Origin of the sequence: Nocardia sp. A7 (assembly GCF_046549215.1) — a bacterium.
Taxonomy (GTDB): Bacteria; Actinomycetota; Actinomycetes; order Mycobacteriales; family Mycobacteriaceae; genus Nocardia.
The window spans coordinates 602,973-619,356 of sequence record NZ_JAJPWE010000003.1; the positions used below are offsets into that span (position 1 = coordinate 602,973).

Below are 16,384 nucleotides of genomic sequence, written 5' to 3' on the forward strand. Positions count from 1 at the left end.
AGCGATGAAAGCATGGCAGGTAGCCGAAGTCGGCGAACCACGAGAGGTATTGCAGCTCAACGATATCGACGATCCGGTAGCCGGACCGGGGCAGGTGCTGGTGCGCGTCCTCGCGGCGCCTGCCAACTTCCCCGATGTGCTGCTGTGCCGTGGGCAGTATCAGCTCAGGCCACCGCTGCCGTTCACGCCCGGCGTCGAACTGTGCGGGCAAGTGCTGGCGGTCGGTGCGGGCGTTGACCGGTTCGCCGTCGGTGATCGGATCGTCGGCACCGCGAATCTGCCCGGCGGTGGGTTCGCCGAATTGGCGGTACTCGATGCCGACAGCGCCTTTCCCGCACCGGATTCCCTCGACGATGCCGAGGCGTCCGCGCTGGTCGTCGGCTATCAGACGAGCTGGTTCGCGCTGCACCGCCGGACTCGGCTGCAGCCCGGCGAGACGCTGCTCGTGCACGCCGCCGCCGGTGGCGTCGGCAGTAGCGCGGTGCAGCTGGGCAAGGCGGCGGGCGCGCGGGTGATCGGTGTGGTCGGCGGGCCGGACAAGGCCGAATACTGCCGCAAGCTCGGTGCCGACCTCGTGATCGACCGGCACACCGAGGACTTCGTGCCGATCGTCAAGGAGTTCACCGATGGCCGCGGCGCCGACGTGATCTACGACCCGGTCGGCGGCGACGCCTACACCAAGTCCACCAAATGCATCGCCTTCGAAGGCCGCATCCTGGTGATCGGTTTCGCGGGCGGCACCATCCCCCAGCCCGCGCTCAACCACGCGCTGATCAAGAACTACTCGATCATCGGTCTGCACTGGGGTCTCTACAAGCAGTACAACCAGCAGGCGATCGCGGACTGCCACGCCGAGCTGACCCGGCTCGCCGCGGTCGGCCAGGTGAAACCACTGATCAGCGAACGGCTTTCGCTCGCCGACGTCCCCGACGGCCTCGGCCGCCTCGGCGACGGCGACACCGTCGGCAGGCTCGTCTTCCAGCCGTGAACACCACGACGAACAAGCGATAAGGAGAGCGTGGACCGATGCCGCCGACACCCGGCGACTACTCGCCGGACAGTTCGGCATCGGCACCACGCTATAAATAGGACATGGAACGACGCGCGGAGACCGCAGGCGACGACTCGGCGCCTTCGATGGCGCGCACCTCGCTGCTGCGCGAGCTGCCCGTCACCCCGCGTGGCCTGCGGACCAGGACGGCGCTGATCGACGCGGGCCGGAAGGTGTTCGAGCGCATGGGTTATCTCGATGCCCGGCTCGTCGATATCACCCAGGAAGCCAAATGCTCCTCGGGCACCTTCTACACCTATTTCGCCAGCAAAGAGGAGATCTTCGCGGCCATCCTGGAGCACGCCCAGGAAGACATGATGCATCCAGGAATGGAGCATGTGGACGGCGACAACGATCCCGTGTCGATCGTCGAAGCCAGCAATCTGGCCTACTTCGAGGCCTATAAGCGCAACGCGAAATTGATGGGGTTGCTAGAGCAGGTCGCCAATATCGACCCCGAGTTCAGCAGGCTCCGCCAGGAGCGGGCCGACGCGTTCATCCACCGCAACGCCCGCAGCATCGCCGATCTCCAGCAGCGCGGTCTCGCCGACCCCGAGCTGGATCCGATGCTGTCCTCGCGGGCGCTGTCGGGGATGGTCAGCAGGATGGCCTTCAACTACTTCGTCACCGCCGACGGCCTCCTCGACGGCAAGGTGCGCCCGATCGAGGAGCTCGTCTTCACGGTGACCCGGCTCTGGGTGAACGCACTGCGGATGCCGATCAAGAGCTGACCGGCCCGATCGACGAAAAAATCCCCCCACCATCTGATGGTGAGGGGATCAAAGGTGGCCAGAGCCGGGATCGAACCGGCGACCTACCGCTTTTCAGGCGGTCGCTCGTACCAACTGAGCTACCTGGCCGGAAGTACCGGATTGCTCTGGTACTACGTGCGACCCTGACGGGACTCGAACCCGCGGCAACTCCCATGTTGCCCACGAGTCCTACGCACCCTTCAGGCGGAACGTGAGTATGCCTGAAACGTACTTGCGACCCTGACGGGACTCGAACCCGCGACCTCCGCCGTGACAGGGCGGCGCGCTAACCAACTGCGCTACAGGGCCATGCTTCTGCAGTACTGCTAGACACAGTCCGAAGACTGTACCCCCTACGGGATTCGAACCCGCGCTACCGCCTTGAAAGGGCGGCGTCCTAGGCCGCTAGACGAAGGGGGCTCGTTCCGAATCTCTCCGGGGCGGCTTCAACGTTTCCGTTGGGAGCTCGCATAGCTTATGACAGGTGTACTCAGAGTTCCAAATCGCCTGGTCAGGCGCCCAAACCGAGGTCATCCAGGCGTGCTTGCTCGCGCCAGCCCTCGGTGCGGAAGTTCTGAATCCACAGCGGGGTGGCCATCGCCTCCACGATAACCTCCAGCACCTCGGCGAAGCGGGCACGCAGGTCGGCGGCGGAGCCGTTGGTGATCGGGTCGACCAGATAGCGCTGGCCTGCCAGCGCCGCGGCCAGGGTTCGAGTGAAGCGATCGGGGTCGGCGTCGGCGCGCAGCTGACCGTCGTCGATGGCGCGGACGGCGAGCACGCGGGTGGCGCGGCCGACGATGCGCCCGCCACCGTTGCCGGAGTCACGATGGAAGTCGGGTTCGATCACGAGGCGGTACTCGGCTTGCACGATGGTGTCGTGCTCCAGGCGCAGCGCGATCTCGTCGACCATGCCGTGCAGCACGTCGAGCGGACCGAGGTCGGTGCGCGCGAGCCAGCGCTCCGCGCAGATCTGGTAGCGCTCGACCGCGGTCTCGAGTACCGCGCGCGCCAGGTCTTCCTTGGAGTCGAAGTGGAAGTACATCGCTCCCTTGGTGGCACGCGAACCTTCCAGAATCCGGTTGAGCGATGCCGCGGCATATCCGCTCTTCCCGAACTCGACGGCCGCGGACTTGATTATCGCCGCGCGCGTCCGGCGCGCCCGCTCTTGCTGCCGTGCCATCCTCGAAACGCCTCCGAACCTTCTCGACGCCGACGACCGATACAGACCGTGGCGCGAATTGTGGTTTTAATTCAAACTTTCGGTATGAAAGACTCGCGGCGCCTCGCACAGCGGCCCCGCCACCAGTGAGAACCGCCTCCTCCTGCGGTAACGACAACCCCTTTGCCGGGAGTTCGCGCACCCATCGCGATCACCTCGGCCTGCAATCTGTCGATGAATTCCGAAACGCCGCACCCTGCACCGGAGCCACGGAAAAGGCAGCACCGGTGATTGTTTCAAAATTCACCAGGCGATCACCGTACCCGTATTCCCGAGTCGACACGCGGCGATTGGAGTACCTATCCGAACATCCGGTTCGGTTATCCAGATCAGCAAACGAGGCGCAACCGGAACGGCTACTTCGCGCACGAATTCCGTAGGCGCGCAGCCCGGTTGACCGGCGGATCGGCATCGCCGACGTTCGCCGAACGGTCGCGAGACCGGCGCCCACTGTGGACCACTCCATCGCTGCTGCACCCCTGCTCATCGAAAGATGTTGCGATACAACAGTATTCGATGACCATCCGCAACTCCCGGCGCGAACGACACTGGGCACCAGGTGTTTACCACCGAATCGTCACCCACGGCCGCGGTGTTACCTGACGCCACCAGCGACGATCAGCGGCCCACGACCCGGCCGGGGACCACGGTTCGGCCGTTCGGCACAGCGTCCGCTAGACTCCGCTGCGCGCCCCTTTAGCTCAGTTGGTAGAGCTGGTGACTTTTAATCACTAGGTCGTAGGTTCGAGTCCTACAGGGGGCACCACGAACGACCACCGTGACCATCGTCACGTGGCGCGCTCGCCTCCGTGGCCGAGCAGCTCACCAGCGGCGCAGCAGACGCGGGCCCCCGGCTGCGATCCGCTCGGCGGGAGGCGCTGACAATGTTCATCTACCCGCCGCTAACGGCGCGAGCCCCCCAGCGATAGTCCCTATGCTGCGGGCCGAACGCCTAGACTCGTCAGCACTACCACCGAGCCGTTCCGCGAGTTGTGGCCTTGCTCAAATTCGATGGAAAAGCGCTCTGTTGCGTTTCGCATCACACCTACGGTGCCGTAAGGTATGGCCGCATCGCGACGTTCGACCGCAAGCAAGCGAAGGGTTTTTACATGGCAAGGGATCTGACTCAACTCGAACTGCTCACGGAGTTGGAGCCGGTTGCCGAGGAAAACGTCAACCGGCACATGTCGCTGGCCAAAGAATGGCATCCGCACGACTACGTCCCGTGGGATGAGGGCCGCAACTTCGCCGCCATGGGCGGCATCGATTGGGATCCTGAGCAGTCCAAGCTCAGCGAGGTCGCCAAGGCGGCCATGATCACCAATCTGCTCACCGAGGACAATCTGCCGTCCTACCACCGTGAGATCGCCGAGAACTTCTCCCAGGACGGCGCCTGGGGCACCTGGGTCGGTCGCTGGACCGCCGAGGAGAACCGCCACGGCATCGTGATGCGCGACTACCTGGTGGTCACCCGTGGCGTGGATCCGGTCGCCCTCGAAGAGGCGCGAATGATCCACATGACCAACGGTTTCGCCTCACCCTCCGGTGTCGACGCCGGCTTCCTGCACTCGGTCGCCTACGTGACCTTCCAGGAACTGGCCACCCGGGTGAGCCACCGCAACACCGGCAAGGTCTGTGACGACCCGATCGCCGATCGCATGCTGCAGCGCGTCGCCGCCGACGAGAACCTGCACATGATCTTCTACCGCAACCTCTGCGGCGCGGCGATGGACCTGAGCCCCGACCAGACCATCGAGGCGATCTCGCTGATCGTCGAGAACTTCCAGATGCCCGGCGCGGGCATGCCGAACTTCCGTCGCAACGGCGTGCTGATGGCCAAGCACGGCATCTATGACCTGCGTCAGCACCTCGAAGAGGTCGTGCAGCCGGTGCTCAAGAAGTGGGACGTCTTCGAGCGCACCGACTTCACCGCGCGTGGCGAGGCCACCCGTGAGCGGCTGGCCGGCTTCCTGGAGAAGCTGGGCGAGGACGTGCTGAAGTTCGAGGAGCAGCGCGACCGGATGCTGGCCCGCGAGGCCAAGAAGCGCGAAATGGCCGCGGTTTAGGTTTCACGAAAAGCGCTGCGCACCTTGATAGCAAAGGTGCGCAGCGCTTTTTCGTGACCTACTTCATCGGGAGGGCACCGTCGGCGCTGCCGACATCGGTGATCTTCCAGTCCTGGCCCGCATCGACGGTGATGTTGTAGGTGACCGTGTTGCGCAGGCCGTCCGGGTTCTGCGCGTTGGTGGTGCTCACGTCGACGAAGGCCGCGACCTGGTAGACCTCACCCTCCTGTGAGAGCACCTTGGCGGTGATCGGCGCCGCGGTGGAGGTCCACTTCAGCGGGATGATGATCTGCTCGAGCTTCGCGCCGGTGGCGTCGAACTTCTTCGACAGTTCCGGGGAGGTACCGGCCTTGAGCTTGGCGACCCAGGCGTTGACGTCCTGGTAGTTCAGGCTCGCCGAGCCGACGGAGTAGTCGAGCGCGATCTGCTCGGCCTTCGCGTTGTCGGCGGCCTGCTCCTTCGTGTCGGAGATCTCCGAGCGGGCCGAGCCGAGCAGCACGCCGAGCACGAGCGCGATGATCGCGAGGACGGCGATCACGGCGCCGCCGACCAGCGAGGAAACGCGCACGGCGACGGTGCCCTTCGCGGGCTCGGCGGGGGTTTTCGTGAGGTCGGTGGCGCCTTCGTTGCTTTCGGCCATGGGGGGTCTTCTCCGATTACGTGGGGACAGCGCACCGCCGGAGGCGACGATGCCAGCCCGTCCAGGCTACTGAGTCGCGAACAATGCTCGTACTTCGAGTAACAGGTAAAACGAGGCGCACGGTCGTGATGGCGGTCATGACCCGGGCAAAGTCCCGCATGCGCGAGATCGATCACATCGGGCCGGATGAGAGAATGGCAGCCGTGACTACCACGATGCCCCAGGCGCCGACGGCGCTGCGGATCGGGCCCTACCCGGTCGATCCGCCGGTTGTGCTCGCGCCGATGGCGGGCATCACCAACCGCGCCTTCCGCAGACTGTGCCGGGAGTTCGGCAGCCCGACGTCGATCTACGTGTGCGAGATGATCACCGCACGCGCGGTGGTCGAGCGCAACGAGAAGACGCTGCACATGATGTCGTTCGACGCCGACGAGCATCCGCGCTCGATGCAGCTCTACGGGGTGGACCCCAAGACACTCGGCGAGGCCGTGCGGATCATCGTCGGCGAGGGCTGGGCCGACCACATCGACCTCAATCTGGGCTGCCCGGTCCGCAAGGTGACCAAGCTCGGCGGCGGCTCGGCGCTGCCGTACAAGCGCAGACTGTTCGCCAATATCGTCCGCGAGATGGTGTCCGCGGCCGAACCGGCGGGCGTTCCGGTGACCTTCAAGTTCCGCATCGGCATCGACGACGACCACCACACCTACCTCGACACCGGCCGCATCGCCGAGGCCGAGGGCGCCGCCGCCGTGGCGCTGCACGCGCGCACCGCGGCCCAGCTGTACTCGGGCGCGGCGGACTGGTCTGCGATCGCGCGGCTCAAGGAAGCCGTCACCTCGATTCCGGTGCTCGGCAACGGCGACATCTTCACCGCCGACGACGCGCTGCGGATGATGGACGAGACCGGCTGCGACGGTGTGGTCGTCGGCCGCGGCTGCCTCGGTCGGCCGTGGCTGTTCGCCGAACTCAGCGCGGCCCTGCGCGGCGAACCGGTCCCCGAGGGGCCGACGCTCGGCCGCGTCGGCGAGATCCTGGTGCGCCACGCCACCCTGCTCACCGAGCACGACGGTGAGGACAAGGCCATGCGCGATATCCGCAAGCACATGGCCTGGTACCTGATGGGGTTCCCGGTCGGCTCGCAGCTGCGGCGCAGCTTCGCCACCGTGTCGAAGCTGTCGCAGATCGAGGATCTGGTCGGACAGCTCGACCCCACCGTGCCGTTTCCCACGGACGCGCTCGGGCCGCGCGGGCGGCAGGGATCGCCGCAGACCAAGGTCGTGCTCCCCGAGGGCTGGCTCGATGACCCCGAGGACGACACCGTCCCCGCGGCGGCCGATGTGATGCACAGCGGCGGCTGAGCACCACAGCGGTAATTCGCAAGCGGTCGCCATTTCGAGCCACCGCACTCGCTCGAACTGGGCGTTCCGTCCGATATTCGAGCTTCGCAATCAAATTGTCAGCGATTCCGATGTGCACTGGAGTGGCTACCCGTGGCGGAATCGTTATCATTGCGGGATCGGTCGACTTCGGTTCGAATCGGAGCCGGGCGATGACGCGCAGGCTGCGCCAGATAGAGAAGTGAGGTTCGTTGGTGGGTGACGATCGGCGCGGGCATACGCCCCGGCCCGGAAATCGCGCCCCCTGGGAGCGCTACCCGAGGGCCGAACCCACCGAGCAGCCGGAAACCGGCTCGCGACGGTCCCGACACGCGGACGCGCCCCAGGACGCGGCGCCGCTGACGGTGGCCGATCTCGTCAACCGGGTCGACAGCGAACGCACCAGGCGCGGCAGGCGCACCCCCGCCGCCGAAAGCCCCGAGCCCGGCTCGCGCGCGGGTCGCCGCGCCCGCGAACAGGCACCGCGGCCCACCCCACGTCCCGACATCACCACACGCACCGACGGCTCCCCCATCGTCGCCGACATCGCGGGTGCGCAGCCGCATCGCGCCGAATCCCCCGCCGACCGCACCGCGACCACCGCGCTGCCCGCCCAGTCCAAGGAACCGGCGCGCCCCGCCGCCCCAGCGCGACGCGTGGGCGCTCCGGTCGACCCGCCCACCGATATCCTGCCAACGGTCAACGCGGAGCCCGAGCGGGCAAGGCCGGTCAAAACCGCCGCCGCCGCACCGCCACGTCGTCCAGACAAGCGCGCGGGCACGACAGGCCCTCGAAGCAAGCAGGCACGGTATGCCGGACGGGTCGCCCTGACGATCGTCGCGGTCCTCGCGCTGGTGATCACCGGCGGCGGCTGGAGCTACCTGCAGGCCACCGGCAACAGCCTCAACCAGATCGACGCCCTCGGTGGCGGTGTCTCCGGCGACGTGCTCGACGGCGACATGCAGCTCGGCGACGAGAACTACCTCATCGTCGGCACCGACACCAGAGCGGGCGTCAACGTCGACATGGGCGCGGGCTCGGCCACCGACATCGAAGGTGCCCGCGCCGACACGGCGATGCTGGTGCACATCCCGAAGAACCGCTCGCGGGTGGTGGTCGTGTCCTTCCCGCGCGACCTCGACGTGACCCGCCCGGTGTGCTCGGGCTGGGACAACGAGAAGGCCACCTACACCGACCAGAAGTTCCCCTCGGCCATGGGCGACAAGCTCAACGCCGTCTACGCCCTCGGCGGCCCCAAATGCCTGGTCGACGTGGTGCGCAAGATGTCGGGCCTGACCATCGGCCACTTCATCGGCATCGACTTCGCCGGCTTCGAAGCCATGGTCGACCAGGTCGACGGCGTCGAGGTGTGCTCGACCAAACCGATCATCGACGGTGTGCTCGGCCCGGTGCTGGAGACCTCGGGCAAGCAGCGGATCAACGGCGAGACCGCGCTCAACTATGTGCGCGCCAGGCACGTCGTCGGCGAGGAGCGCAGCGACTACGACCGGATCAACCGGCAGCAACGCTTCCTCGCGTCGCTGTTGCGTGGGGCCTTGTCGAGCAAGGTGCTCTTCGATCCCGGCAAGCTCAACGGATTCATCCAGGAGTTCTCCAACCACACCTTCGTCGACAAGGTGACCCCGCAGGACCTGCTGCTGCTCGGGCGTTCCCTGCAGAAGATGGACGCGGGCGCGGTGACCTTCCTGACCATCCCGACCGCGGGCACCACCGCCTACGGCAACGAGATTCCGCGCGAATCCGACATCAAGGCGATCTTCCGCGCCGTCATCGATGATCAGCCGCTGCCCGGCGAGACCAAGGCGCCCGAGGTGCAGAGTTCCACGCAGACACCGGCGCCGGTCGCGCCCAAGCAGTACGCGGTGGCGCCGAGCACGACATCGCTGCTGGTGTCCAACGGTTCGGGCTCATCGGGCGCGGCCAGGACCGTCGCCTCCAAGCTCGACTACCAGGGCTTCGGCATCTACAGCGTCGGCAACTACTCCGGTGGCACCTCGACGACGTCGAAGATCCGCTTCGCCGCGGGGCTGGAAGCCGAAGCCGCCACCGTGGCGAGCACCATCCCGGGCGCGGTCCTTGAACAGGCCAACGAGCTGGGCAGCATCATCGAAGTGGTGGTCGGCGCCGATTTCGGCGGCATGGTCCGCACCGCCACCGCGGTCGGCGCGGAACTGCCGAACGTACCGATCGGTGAGCCGCTCAGCGCGGGCCCGGTCGCCCTGCCCTCCGACCTCGAGCACATGAACGCCGCCGACGACACCTGCAAGTGAAACCGCTGACCTGCCATGACACTGCCACGCGGGATTAACCCGGTGTTGGGTGACAGCGGTGCGGGTACCCACTAGGGTCTGCAATCATGCGTGTCATCTACAACGAGCAAATGGCCGACCTCGCCAACCTTCTTGGTGAGATGGCCGGTCTCGCTGGCCAGGCCATGGAACAGGCCACTCAGTCGCTGCTGCAGGCCGACCTGGGTCTGGCCGAGCAGGTCATCGGTGAGCAGGATCGGATCTCGGTGATGATCACCGAGGCCGAGGAGAGGGCCTTCGCGCTGCTCGCACTGCAGGCACCCGTCGCGGGCGATCTGCGCCAGGTCGTCAGTGCGATCCAGATCGTCGCCGACGTCAACCGGATGGGCGCGCTGGCACTGCACGTCGCCAAGGTGACCCGCCGCCGCCACCCCGCCCACGCCCTGCCCGAGTCGGTCAACGGCTACTTCGCGGAAATGGGTCGCATCGCGGTCAACATGGGCGCGGGCGCCAAAGAGGTACTGGAAACCCGCGACCCCGAACGCGCCGCCCAGCTCAACCATGACGACGAGGCGATGGACGACCTCCACCGCCACCTGTTCACCCTCCTGATGGACCGTGACTGGAAGTACGGCGTAGCCGCCGCCGTCGACGTCACCCTCCTCGGCCGCTACTACGAGCGCTTCGCCGACCACGCCGTGGAGATCGGCCGCCGCGTCATCTTCCTGGTGACCGGTGTCCTCCCGTCCGACGAGGACCTCGAAACAAGCTGAGTGCGAAGGAGAAAAGGCCCCCGCTTCGATGCGGGGGCTTTTTCGTGTCGGCATACAACGAGAAAAGCCCCCGCACTCCGTTGAGAAGGAGGCGAGGGCTTTCTCGGTATCACTTACCCGAAACGGCCGGAGATGTAGTCCTCGGTGGCGCGCTGGGTGGGGTTGGAGAAGATCTTCTCGGTGTCATCGATCTCGATCAGGCGGCCGGGCTTGCCCTGTGCCTCGAGGTTGAAGAAACCGGTCTGGTCACTCACGCGGGCAGCCTGCTGCATGTTGTGGGTGACGATGACGATCGTGAACTCTTTCTTGAGCTCGGTGATCAGGTCCTCGATCGCCAGGGTGGAGATCGGGTCCAGCGCCGAACACGGCTCGTCCATCAGCAGGACGTCGGGCGAGACCGCGATGGCGCGGGCGATGCACAGACGCTGCTGCTGACCACCGGAGAGGCTGCCACCGGGCTTGTCGAGGCGGTCCTTGACCTCGTTCCAGAGGTTCGCGCCCTTGAGCGAGCGCTCGGCGACCTCGTCGAGTTCCTTCTTGTTGCGCACACCCTGCAGCTTCAGCCCGGCCACCACATTGTCGCGAATCGACATGGTGGGGAACGGGTTCGGGCGCTGGAACACCATGCCGATGGTGCGACGCACGCCGACCGGGTCGATCGAGGAGCTGTAGATGTCCTCACCGTCGAGCAGCACGGCACCTTCGACGCGGGCGTTCGGGGTCACCTCGTGCATGCGGTTGAGCGAGCGCAGCACGGTGGACTTGCCACAGCCGGAGGGACCGATGAAGGCGGTGACGCTGCGCGGCAGCACGGTCAGTTCCACATTCGCCACGGCGTGGAAACTGCCGTAATAGATGTTGAGATCTTTGACGTCGATCCGCTTGGCCATCTGAGTATTCCGTTCGCTTCTATCGGTTCCGGGTGAGCAGCTTGTTGACGCCGGCGGCCGCCAGGTACAGCACCGCGATCATCAGGATCAGCGTGAACGCCGCACCCCAGACACGTTCGCGGCCCGCGGGCTCCGGGTTGGCCAGCTCTTGGTAGATCAACAGCGGCAGCGAGGCCATGTTGCCGTCGAAGATGTTCTGGTTGATCGACTTCGAGTAGCCGACCAGCACCAGCACCGGCGCGGTCTCGCCCATCACACGAGCGAGCGCGAGCAGGATGCCGCTGATCATGCCGGGGGCCGCGGTGGGAATGACGATCCGCAGGATGGTCTTCCACTTCGGCACACCGAGCGCGTAGGACGCCTCGCGCAGCTCGTCGGGGACGAGCTTCAACATCTCCTCGGTGCTGCGCACGACCACCGGAAGCATCAGCAGCACCAGCGCCAACGAGACCGCGAACGAGCTCTGCGGCATCCCGAGCGTGGCGATCCACAGCGCGAAGATGAACAGCGCGGCGACGATCGAGGGCACACCGGCCAGGATGTCGACCATGAACGTGGTGACCTTGGCGAGCCGACCGCGACCGTATTCGACCAGGTAGACCGCGGCCATGATGCCCAGCGGCACCGCGATGACGGAGGCGACCGCCGCCTGCACGACAGTGCCGTAGATGGCGTGATAGACGCCGCCACCGGTCTGGTCGGGCAGGATGCCCTTCTGCGAGTTCAACCACCAGTCGGACGAGATGATCGCGGTGAAACCCTTGCTGACCACCAGTCCGAGCACCCACACCAGCGGGACCAGAGCGATGATGAAGCAGAGGGTCACCAGGGCGGTGGCGACGTTGTTCTTGATCCGCCTGCCGGAACTGACGTGCCGGAAGGTCGGGGCCTTGACCGGCTTGTCCAGGGTCGTCGTGGTGGTCATCAGCCGTTCACCTTTCCACCGGAGGCCAGGCGGGCCAGTGCGTTGACCACGAAGGTCAGCGCGAAGAGAACGAAGCCGGCCGCGATATAGGCGCCGGTGGGCAGCGGTGAACTGAATTCCGAGGCCGCCGAGGCGATCTTGGAGGCGAAGGTGTAACCACCGTCGAACAGCGACCAGGTACCCGCGTTGCTCGCGGTGCGAAGCACGACGAGAACGGCGATCGTCTCACCGAGCGCGCGGCCGAGGCCGAGCATGGAACCGGCGATCACACCGCTGCGGCCGTAGGGCAGCACGGTCATCCGCACGACTTCCCACTTGGTGGCGCCGAGCGCCTGTGCCGCTTCGATGTGCGCGCGAGGCGTGAGCGCGAACACTTCGCGGGCCACCGAGGTGATGATCGGCAGGATCATCACCGCGAGGACGACACCGGCGGTGAAGATGGTGCCGCCGCCCCCGATCGAGACGTTGCCGTCGGCGAACAGGAAGAACCAGCCCAGGTTGCTGTTGAGGAATTCCTGCACCGGCGCGATCTGCGGCGCCAGCACGAGGAAGCCCCACAGACCGAACACGATCGACGGCACCGCGGCGAGCAGGTCGATCAGCATCGTGAACGGCTTGCCCAGCCGCGACGGCGCGTAGTGCGTCAGGAACAACGCGATACCGACACCGATCGGCACCGCGACGATGAGCGCGAACACCGAGCTCAGGACCGTGACCATGAACAGGTCGCGGATACCGAAGCGGAGATTGTCGGCGTCACCGGTCGAGAACTCGGTGCTGGTGAAGAAGTTGGCGTTGTCGGCCATGAGCGAGGGGACCGCGCGGATCAGCAGGAACAGCGCGATCAACGCGATGGCGGCGACGATCGTCGCGCCCGCCGCGGTGGCCATCCACCGGAAGATCGTCTCGGCGTTCAGGCGGCCGGTACGACCCCCGTCAGGGGCCTTGTCGATTTTCGGTTCGGTCGGCATATTCGCAGTATCTCCGGCCGCCCGCGGGCTCGTCGAATTCGACGAGCCCGCTGCGGTCACCTCAGGGTGCATGGTCATGGCCAGGAAGCGATCAGGAGATTGCGTTGATCGCGGTGGTCAGCTTGGTCTTGAACGCGTCGGGCAGCGGCACGTAGCCGGCCTCGCTCAGACCGTTCTGGCCGTTGGTGACGGCGGACGTCAGGAACGCCTTGACCGCCTTGCTGACCTCAGCGTCGGCGTACTTCGAGCACACGATCTCGTAGGTGGCCATGACGATCGGGTACGAGCCCGCGACGGTCGGCTTGTAGAACGAGCTGGTGTCGAGGATGAGGTCGTTGCCCTCGCCCTTGACCTTCACGCCGTCGATCGCCTTGGCGGCGGTCTCGGCCGTCAGCTTGACCGGGTCCTTGCTCGCGGAGGTGATGATCTGCGCGATGGACAGGTTCTGCGCCTTGGCGAAGGACCACTCGTTGTAGGTGACCGAGTTCTTGGTGTTCTTGATGGCGGCCGAGGTGCCCTCGTTGCCCTTGGCGCCTTCACCGACACCACCGTTGAAGCTCTTGCCGCCGCCCTTGCCCCACGCGCCGTCCGAGGCCGCGTCGAGGTAGAGCTGGAAGTTGTCGGTGGTGCCCGACTCGTCGGAGCGGAAGATCACGGCGATCTTCTCCGCGGGGAGCTTGGCGTTGGGGTTGAGCGCCTTGATCTCCGGGGCATCCCAGGTGGCGACGGAGCCGTTGAACACCTTGGCGGCGGTCGGGCCGTCGAGCACCAGGTCGGTGACGCCGTCGACGTTGTAGGTGATGGCGACCGGGCCGAAGACGGTCGGCAGGTTCCACGCGGCAGCGCCACAACGCTCGGCGGCCTTGGCCGTCTCGCCCTTGGAGGAGCTCAGCGGCGAGTCGGAGCCACCGAAATCGGTCTGGCCACCGAGGAACTCGTTGACGCCCGCGCCCGAGCCGCTGGAGGTGTAGTTCAGGGTGGAGCCGTCGCAGTTGGCCTCGTAGGCGGCGACGAAACGCTCCATGGCGTTCTTCTGCGACGAAGCACCCGACGCCTTGAGCGCCTGCTTGCCGCCGCAAGCGACGCTGGTGTTGGCAGCGTTGCTGGCGTCGCCAGTGGAGTTCTCGTCACTGCCACAGGCGGCCAGGGTCATCGCGCCCGCGGCGAGAACGCCGACCAGGGCACTGGTGCGCTTGAAGTTCACTTTTCCTCCGACAATGCTGGGTGTCTCACTCGGTCCCTCACCGGCCCGAGCGAGGCTGGTTGGCGCTCGCGGTCCCGGAGGAATGCGCACACCAGGCGACGACGGTGCCGCCCAGAAATAACCTAGGGTCGCCCGGTTGACAGTTGGCCCGGTGTGGGTTAACGGAAAATGAACAGCCCGGCGCGATCGATGCCGTGAATGTGACGTTAGCCCCAGTTTTACTCGTACGTACCCGGTCATCCTCGCAATATTCTCCTGGCGCGCGAGAATTCACCTTGCCTGTGAGGTGCCTCGCATCAGGGCAGCGAGTACGCGACATCGATGTGGGCCGGGGCGAATCCGAGCTTGGTATAGGTGTGCACGGCGGCGGTGTTGTCGGCCTCGGTGTAGAGCAGGACTTCGGTGGATCCGGTCGCGCGCAGGTGCCGCAGTCCGGCCAGGGTCAGCAGTCTGCCCAGGCCGCGGCCCTGCGCGGACGGGTCGATGCCGACCACGTACACCTCACCGGCCGGGGCGGCGTCGGGGTGCTGTTTGGTCCAGTGGAAGCCGAGCAGGCGGTTCGGGTCGGTGGCGTCGAAAGCCAGGAACAGGCCGGCCGGGTCGAACCAGGATTCCGCGCGGCGGGCGGCGATATCGCGCTCGGTCCAGCCGCCCTGCTCGGGATGCCAGGCGAATGCCGCGTTGTTCACGCGCAGGAGTTCGAGGTCGTCGACGGGGCCCGCGTAGGTACGCACGATGAGGTCTGCGGGAATGTCGAGTTCCGGTAGCTCCGGGGTTGCCAGCGAGCGGCGCATCTGCCACAGCTCACGGGCGGTGATCAGCCGGAGCTCAGTTGCCAGCGCCTTGGCCGCGGGGAGGTCACCGTGCGCCCACACCCGCGCGCCCGCCCCACCCTCGGCCAGCGCGGCACGGACCAGATCAGCGCCGATGCCCGCCCCACGCGCGGCCGGATCGACGGCGACCTCGGCCATCGCGGGATGTTCCTCATGTGCCGCAACAAGATTCGCGTAACCGACCACCTCGCCCGCGCGCTCCGCGAGCGCATGTCTTGTCGAAGGGTCGGCCTCGGCGAGTGACAGCACGGCCTGCTCGGAGACCGCGGCGACACCGTCTTCGTCAGCCGCGCGTTCGAGCAGTGCGCGCACCTTGTCGGCGGTACCGGGCTCGACCTGATCGGTCCAGGTCAAGGTTGCTGTATCCGGCATCGCCATCCTCCTCGGGGTGCGGCCGGGGCCACCGCGCGGTCGGCCCGAACGCTGGTGCTGCACCTCGACCACCGTATTGCGGCACGCCGACGAGCGCTACCGTGCGGCGCCCGCGGTGCTACTGCGCGCTGCCGTTGACCGGGACGAAGGAGTCGTCGCCGTCGATGTCCTCGTCGACGAAGGTCACCGTCTCGCCCTTGGCCGCGGCGGTGCGAGCCGGGCGCACCGCCTTGTAACCGACATTGCGCACGGTGCCGATCAGCGACTCGTACTCGGTGCCGAGCTTGGCGCGCAGGCGTCGCACGTGCACGTCGACGGTGCGGGTGCCACCGAAGAAGTCGTAGCCCCAGACCTCCTGCAGCAGCTGCGCGCGGGTGAACACCCGGCCCGCGTGCTGCGCGAGGTACTTGAGCAGCTCGAATTCCTTGTAGGTGAGGTCGAGCGGGCGACCACGCAGCCGCGCGGTGTAGGTGCCCTCGTCGATCACCAGCTCACCCAGGGTGATCTTGCCGGTGTTCTCCGGGCTGGCGACCCCGCCGTTGCGCCCGACCAGCAGCCGCAACCGGGCGTCGAGCTCGGCGGGCCCGGTGCCGGGCAACAGGATGTCGTCCAAACCCCAGTCCGCGTTCACGGCCACCAGGCCGCCCTCGGTCAGGACCGCGACCACCGGCACCGACGACCCGGTGCTGCCGAGCAGTCGGCACAGACCGCGCGCGGCGGCCAGGTCGGTCCTGGCATCGACCAGCGCGACATCGGCACTACTCGCCTCCAGCAGGGACGACACCTCGGTCGGCGCGGGCCGTACGTTGTGCGCCAGTAGCGTCAACGAAGGCAGGACCGCATCGGGGTTGGGGTCGGAGGTCAGTAGGAGCAGCTCCATGGGGCTCTCCTCCTATCTCGTTGCTCCGCGGACGACAGCAGCCGCGTAGCTACGTCGCCGAAACACAGGTTAAGTCGACTGCAACATTAGCGCCTCCGGACTGATGACCTCGCAACACGGCGTCCCTTTTGTGTCTTTGTCACTTGCTCTGGTCGCGGA

14 protein-coding genes and 4 tRNA genes are annotated in these 16,384 nt (G+C 66.5%); 7 read left to right on the forward strand and 11 right to left on the reverse strand.

Going from position 1 to position 16,384, the window contains the following annotated elements; genetic code table 11:
• The first annotated feature begins 4 nt into the window (after window positions 1-4).
• Window positions 5-988, forward strand: a complete 984-nt coding sequence (locus ACLJPD_RS20630; protein WP_410874235.1) for an NADPH:quinone oxidoreductase family protein — start codon at window positions 5-7, stop codon at window positions 986-988.
• 104 nt (window positions 989-1,092) lie between these two features.
• Window positions 1,093-1,782, forward strand: coding sequence for a TetR/AcrR family transcriptional regulator (locus ACLJPD_RS20635; protein WP_410874237.1), 690 nt, complete (start codon window positions 1,093-1,095; stop codon window positions 1,780-1,782).
• Window positions 1,783-1,837: 55 nt separating this feature from the next.
• Here the strand turns inward: ACLJPD_RS20635 and ACLJPD_RS20640 are convergent.
• From ACLJPD_RS20640 to ACLJPD_RS20655, 4 genes are all read right to left on the reverse strand, one after another.
• Window positions 1,838-1,911: transfer RNA gene (locus ACLJPD_RS20640), tRNA-Phe, on the reverse strand.
• Between the two features lie 127 nt (window positions 1,912-2,038).
• Window positions 2,039-2,112 (reverse strand) — tRNA-Asp (locus ACLJPD_RS20645).
• Between the two features lie 38 nt (window positions 2,113-2,150).
• Window positions 2,151-2,223: transfer RNA gene (locus ACLJPD_RS20650), tRNA-Glu, on the reverse strand.
• Between the two features lie 91 nt (window positions 2,224-2,314).
• Entirely contained in the window at window positions 2,315-2,986 is a 672-nt protein-coding gene (locus ACLJPD_RS20655; RefSeq protein WP_410874239.1) for a TetR family transcriptional regulator, read from the reverse strand.
• Between the two features lie 729 nt (window positions 2,987-3,715).
• Here ACLJPD_RS20655 and ACLJPD_RS20660 point away from each other — a divergent pair.
• Both ACLJPD_RS20660 and ACLJPD_RS20665 read left to right on the forward strand, forming a co-directional pair.
• Window positions 3,716-3,791: transfer RNA gene (locus tag ACLJPD_RS20660), tRNA-Lys, on the forward strand.
• A 343-nt stretch (window positions 3,792-4,134) separates the two neighbouring features.
• A complete protein-coding gene (locus ACLJPD_RS20665; RefSeq protein ID WP_410874241.1) occupies window positions 4,135-5,091 on the forward strand; it encodes an acyl-ACP desaturase in 957 nt (318 codons plus the stop codon).
• A gap of 58 nt (window positions 5,092-5,149) precedes the next feature.
• Here ACLJPD_RS20665 and ACLJPD_RS20670 read toward each other — a convergent pair whose 3' ends face one another.
• Complete coding sequence (locus ACLJPD_RS20670; RefSeq protein WP_410874243.1) at window positions 5,150-5,731, reverse strand: hypothetical protein; 582 nt, start codon at window positions 5,729-5,731, stop codon at window positions 5,150-5,152.
• 194 nt (window positions 5,732-5,925) lie between these two features.
• Here ACLJPD_RS20670 and dusB point away from each other — a divergent pair, with 194 nt between their 5' ends.
• The 3 genes from dusB (at window position 5,926) to phoU (ending at window position 10,150) form a co-directional block, all read left to right on the forward strand.
• A complete protein-coding gene (gene dusB, locus ACLJPD_RS20675; RefSeq protein WP_410874245.1) occupies window positions 5,926-7,089 on the forward strand; it encodes a tRNA dihydrouridine synthase DusB in 1,164 nt (387 codons plus the stop codon).
• 233 nt (window positions 7,090-7,322) lie between these two features.
• The gene (locus ACLJPD_RS20680) at window positions 7,323-9,398 is read left to right on the forward strand and encodes an LCP family protein (protein WP_410874247.1); all 2,076 of its coding nucleotides are present in this window, start codon (window positions 7,323-7,325) and stop codon (window positions 9,396-9,398) included.
• An 86-nt stretch (window positions 9,399-9,484) separates the two neighbouring features.
• Complete coding sequence (gene phoU / locus ACLJPD_RS20685) at window positions 9,485-10,150, forward strand: phosphate signaling complex protein PhoU (RefSeq protein ID WP_410874249.1); 666 nt, start codon at window positions 9,485-9,487, stop codon at window positions 10,148-10,150.
• 113 nt (window positions 10,151-10,263) lie between these two features.
• On the opposite strand, the gene pstB is transcribed toward phoU, so the two are convergent.
• From pstB to ACLJPD_RS20715, 6 genes are all read right to left on the reverse strand, one after another.
• Window positions 10,264-11,040 carry a phosphate ABC transporter ATP-binding protein PstB gene (pstB, locus tag ACLJPD_RS20690; protein ID WP_056818713.1) on the reverse strand — a complete coding sequence of 259 codons (777 nt, stop codon included), beginning with the start codon at window positions 11,038-11,040 and terminating at the stop codon, window positions 10,264-10,266.
• 19 nt (window positions 11,041-11,059) lie between these two features.
• Entirely contained in the window at window positions 11,060-11,965 is a 906-nt protein-coding gene (pstA, locus tag ACLJPD_RS20695; RefSeq protein ID WP_410874251.1) for a phosphate ABC transporter permease PstA, read from the reverse strand.
• The gene (gene pstC / locus ACLJPD_RS20700; RefSeq protein WP_410874253.1) at window positions 11,965-12,936 is read right to left on the reverse strand and encodes a phosphate ABC transporter permease subunit PstC; all 972 of its coding nucleotides are present in this window, start codon (window positions 12,934-12,936) and stop codon (window positions 11,965-11,967) included. The genes pstA and pstC overlap by 1 nt, the downstream gene beginning before the upstream one ends.
• Window positions 12,937-13,027: 91 nt before the next feature.
• The gene (gene pstS / locus ACLJPD_RS20705; protein WP_410874255.1) at window positions 13,028-14,140 is read right to left on the reverse strand and encodes a phosphate ABC transporter substrate-binding protein PstS; all 1,113 of its coding nucleotides are present in this window, start codon (window positions 14,138-14,140) and stop codon (window positions 13,028-13,030) included.
• A gap of 296 nt (window positions 14,141-14,436) precedes the next feature.
• The gene (gene mshD, locus ACLJPD_RS20710; RefSeq protein WP_410874257.1) at window positions 14,437-15,345 is read right to left on the reverse strand and encodes a mycothiol synthase; all 909 of its coding nucleotides are present in this window, start codon (window positions 15,343-15,345) and stop codon (window positions 14,437-14,439) included.
• A 118-nt stretch (window positions 15,346-15,463) separates the two neighbouring features.
• Window positions 15,464-16,225, reverse strand: a complete 762-nt coding sequence (locus tag ACLJPD_RS20715) for a winged-helix domain-containing protein (RefSeq protein WP_410874258.1) — start codon at window positions 16,223-16,225, stop codon at window positions 15,464-15,466.
• Window positions 16,226-16,384: the final 159 nt, after the last annotated feature.

Excerpts from the sequence above, each read along its gene's own strand:
- ACLJPD_RS20630 (WP_410874235.1), top strand. The coding sequence starts at position 5 with ATGAAAGCATGGCAGGTAGCCGAAGTCGGCGAACCACGAGAGGTATTG.
- ACLJPD_RS20635 (WP_410874237.1), top strand. The coding sequence starts at position 1,093 with ATGGAACGACGCGCGGAGACCGCAGGCGACGACTCGGCGCCTTCGATG.
- ACLJPD_RS20655 (WP_410874239.1), bottom strand. The coding sequence starts at position 2,986 with ATGGCACGGCAGCAAGAGCGGGCGCGCCGGACGCGCGCGGCGATAATC.
- ACLJPD_RS20665 (WP_410874241.1), top strand. The coding sequence starts at position 4,135 with ATGGCAAGGGATCTGACTCAACTCGAACTGCTCACGGAGTTGGAGCCG.
- ACLJPD_RS20670 (WP_410874243.1), bottom strand. The coding sequence starts at position 5,731 with ATGGCCGAAAGCAACGAAGGCGCCACCGACCTCACGAAAACCCCCGCC.
- dusB (WP_410874245.1), top strand. The coding sequence starts at position 5,926 with ATGGCAGCCGTGACTACCACGATGCCCCAGGCGCCGACGGCGCTGCGG.
- phoU (WP_410874249.1), top strand. The coding sequence starts at position 9,485 with ATGCGTGTCATCTACAACGAGCAAATGGCCGACCTCGCCAACCTTCTT.
- pstB (WP_056818713.1), bottom strand. The coding sequence starts at position 11,040 with ATGGCCAAGCGGATCGACGTCAAAGATCTCAACATCTATTACGGCAGT.
- pstA (WP_410874251.1), bottom strand. The coding sequence starts at position 11,965 with ATGACCACCACGACGACCCTGGACAAGCCGGTCAAGGCCCCGACCTTC.
- pstC (WP_410874253.1), bottom strand. The coding sequence starts at position 12,936 with ATGCCGACCGAACCGAAAATCGACAAGGCCCCTGACGGGGGTCGTACC.
- mshD (WP_410874257.1), bottom strand. The coding sequence starts at position 15,345 with ATGCCGGATACAGCAACCTTGACCTGGACCGATCAGGTCGAGCCCGGT.
- ACLJPD_RS20715 (WP_410874258.1), bottom strand. The coding sequence starts at position 16,225 with ATGGAGCTGCTCCTACTGACCTCCGACCCCAACCCCGATGCGGTCCTG.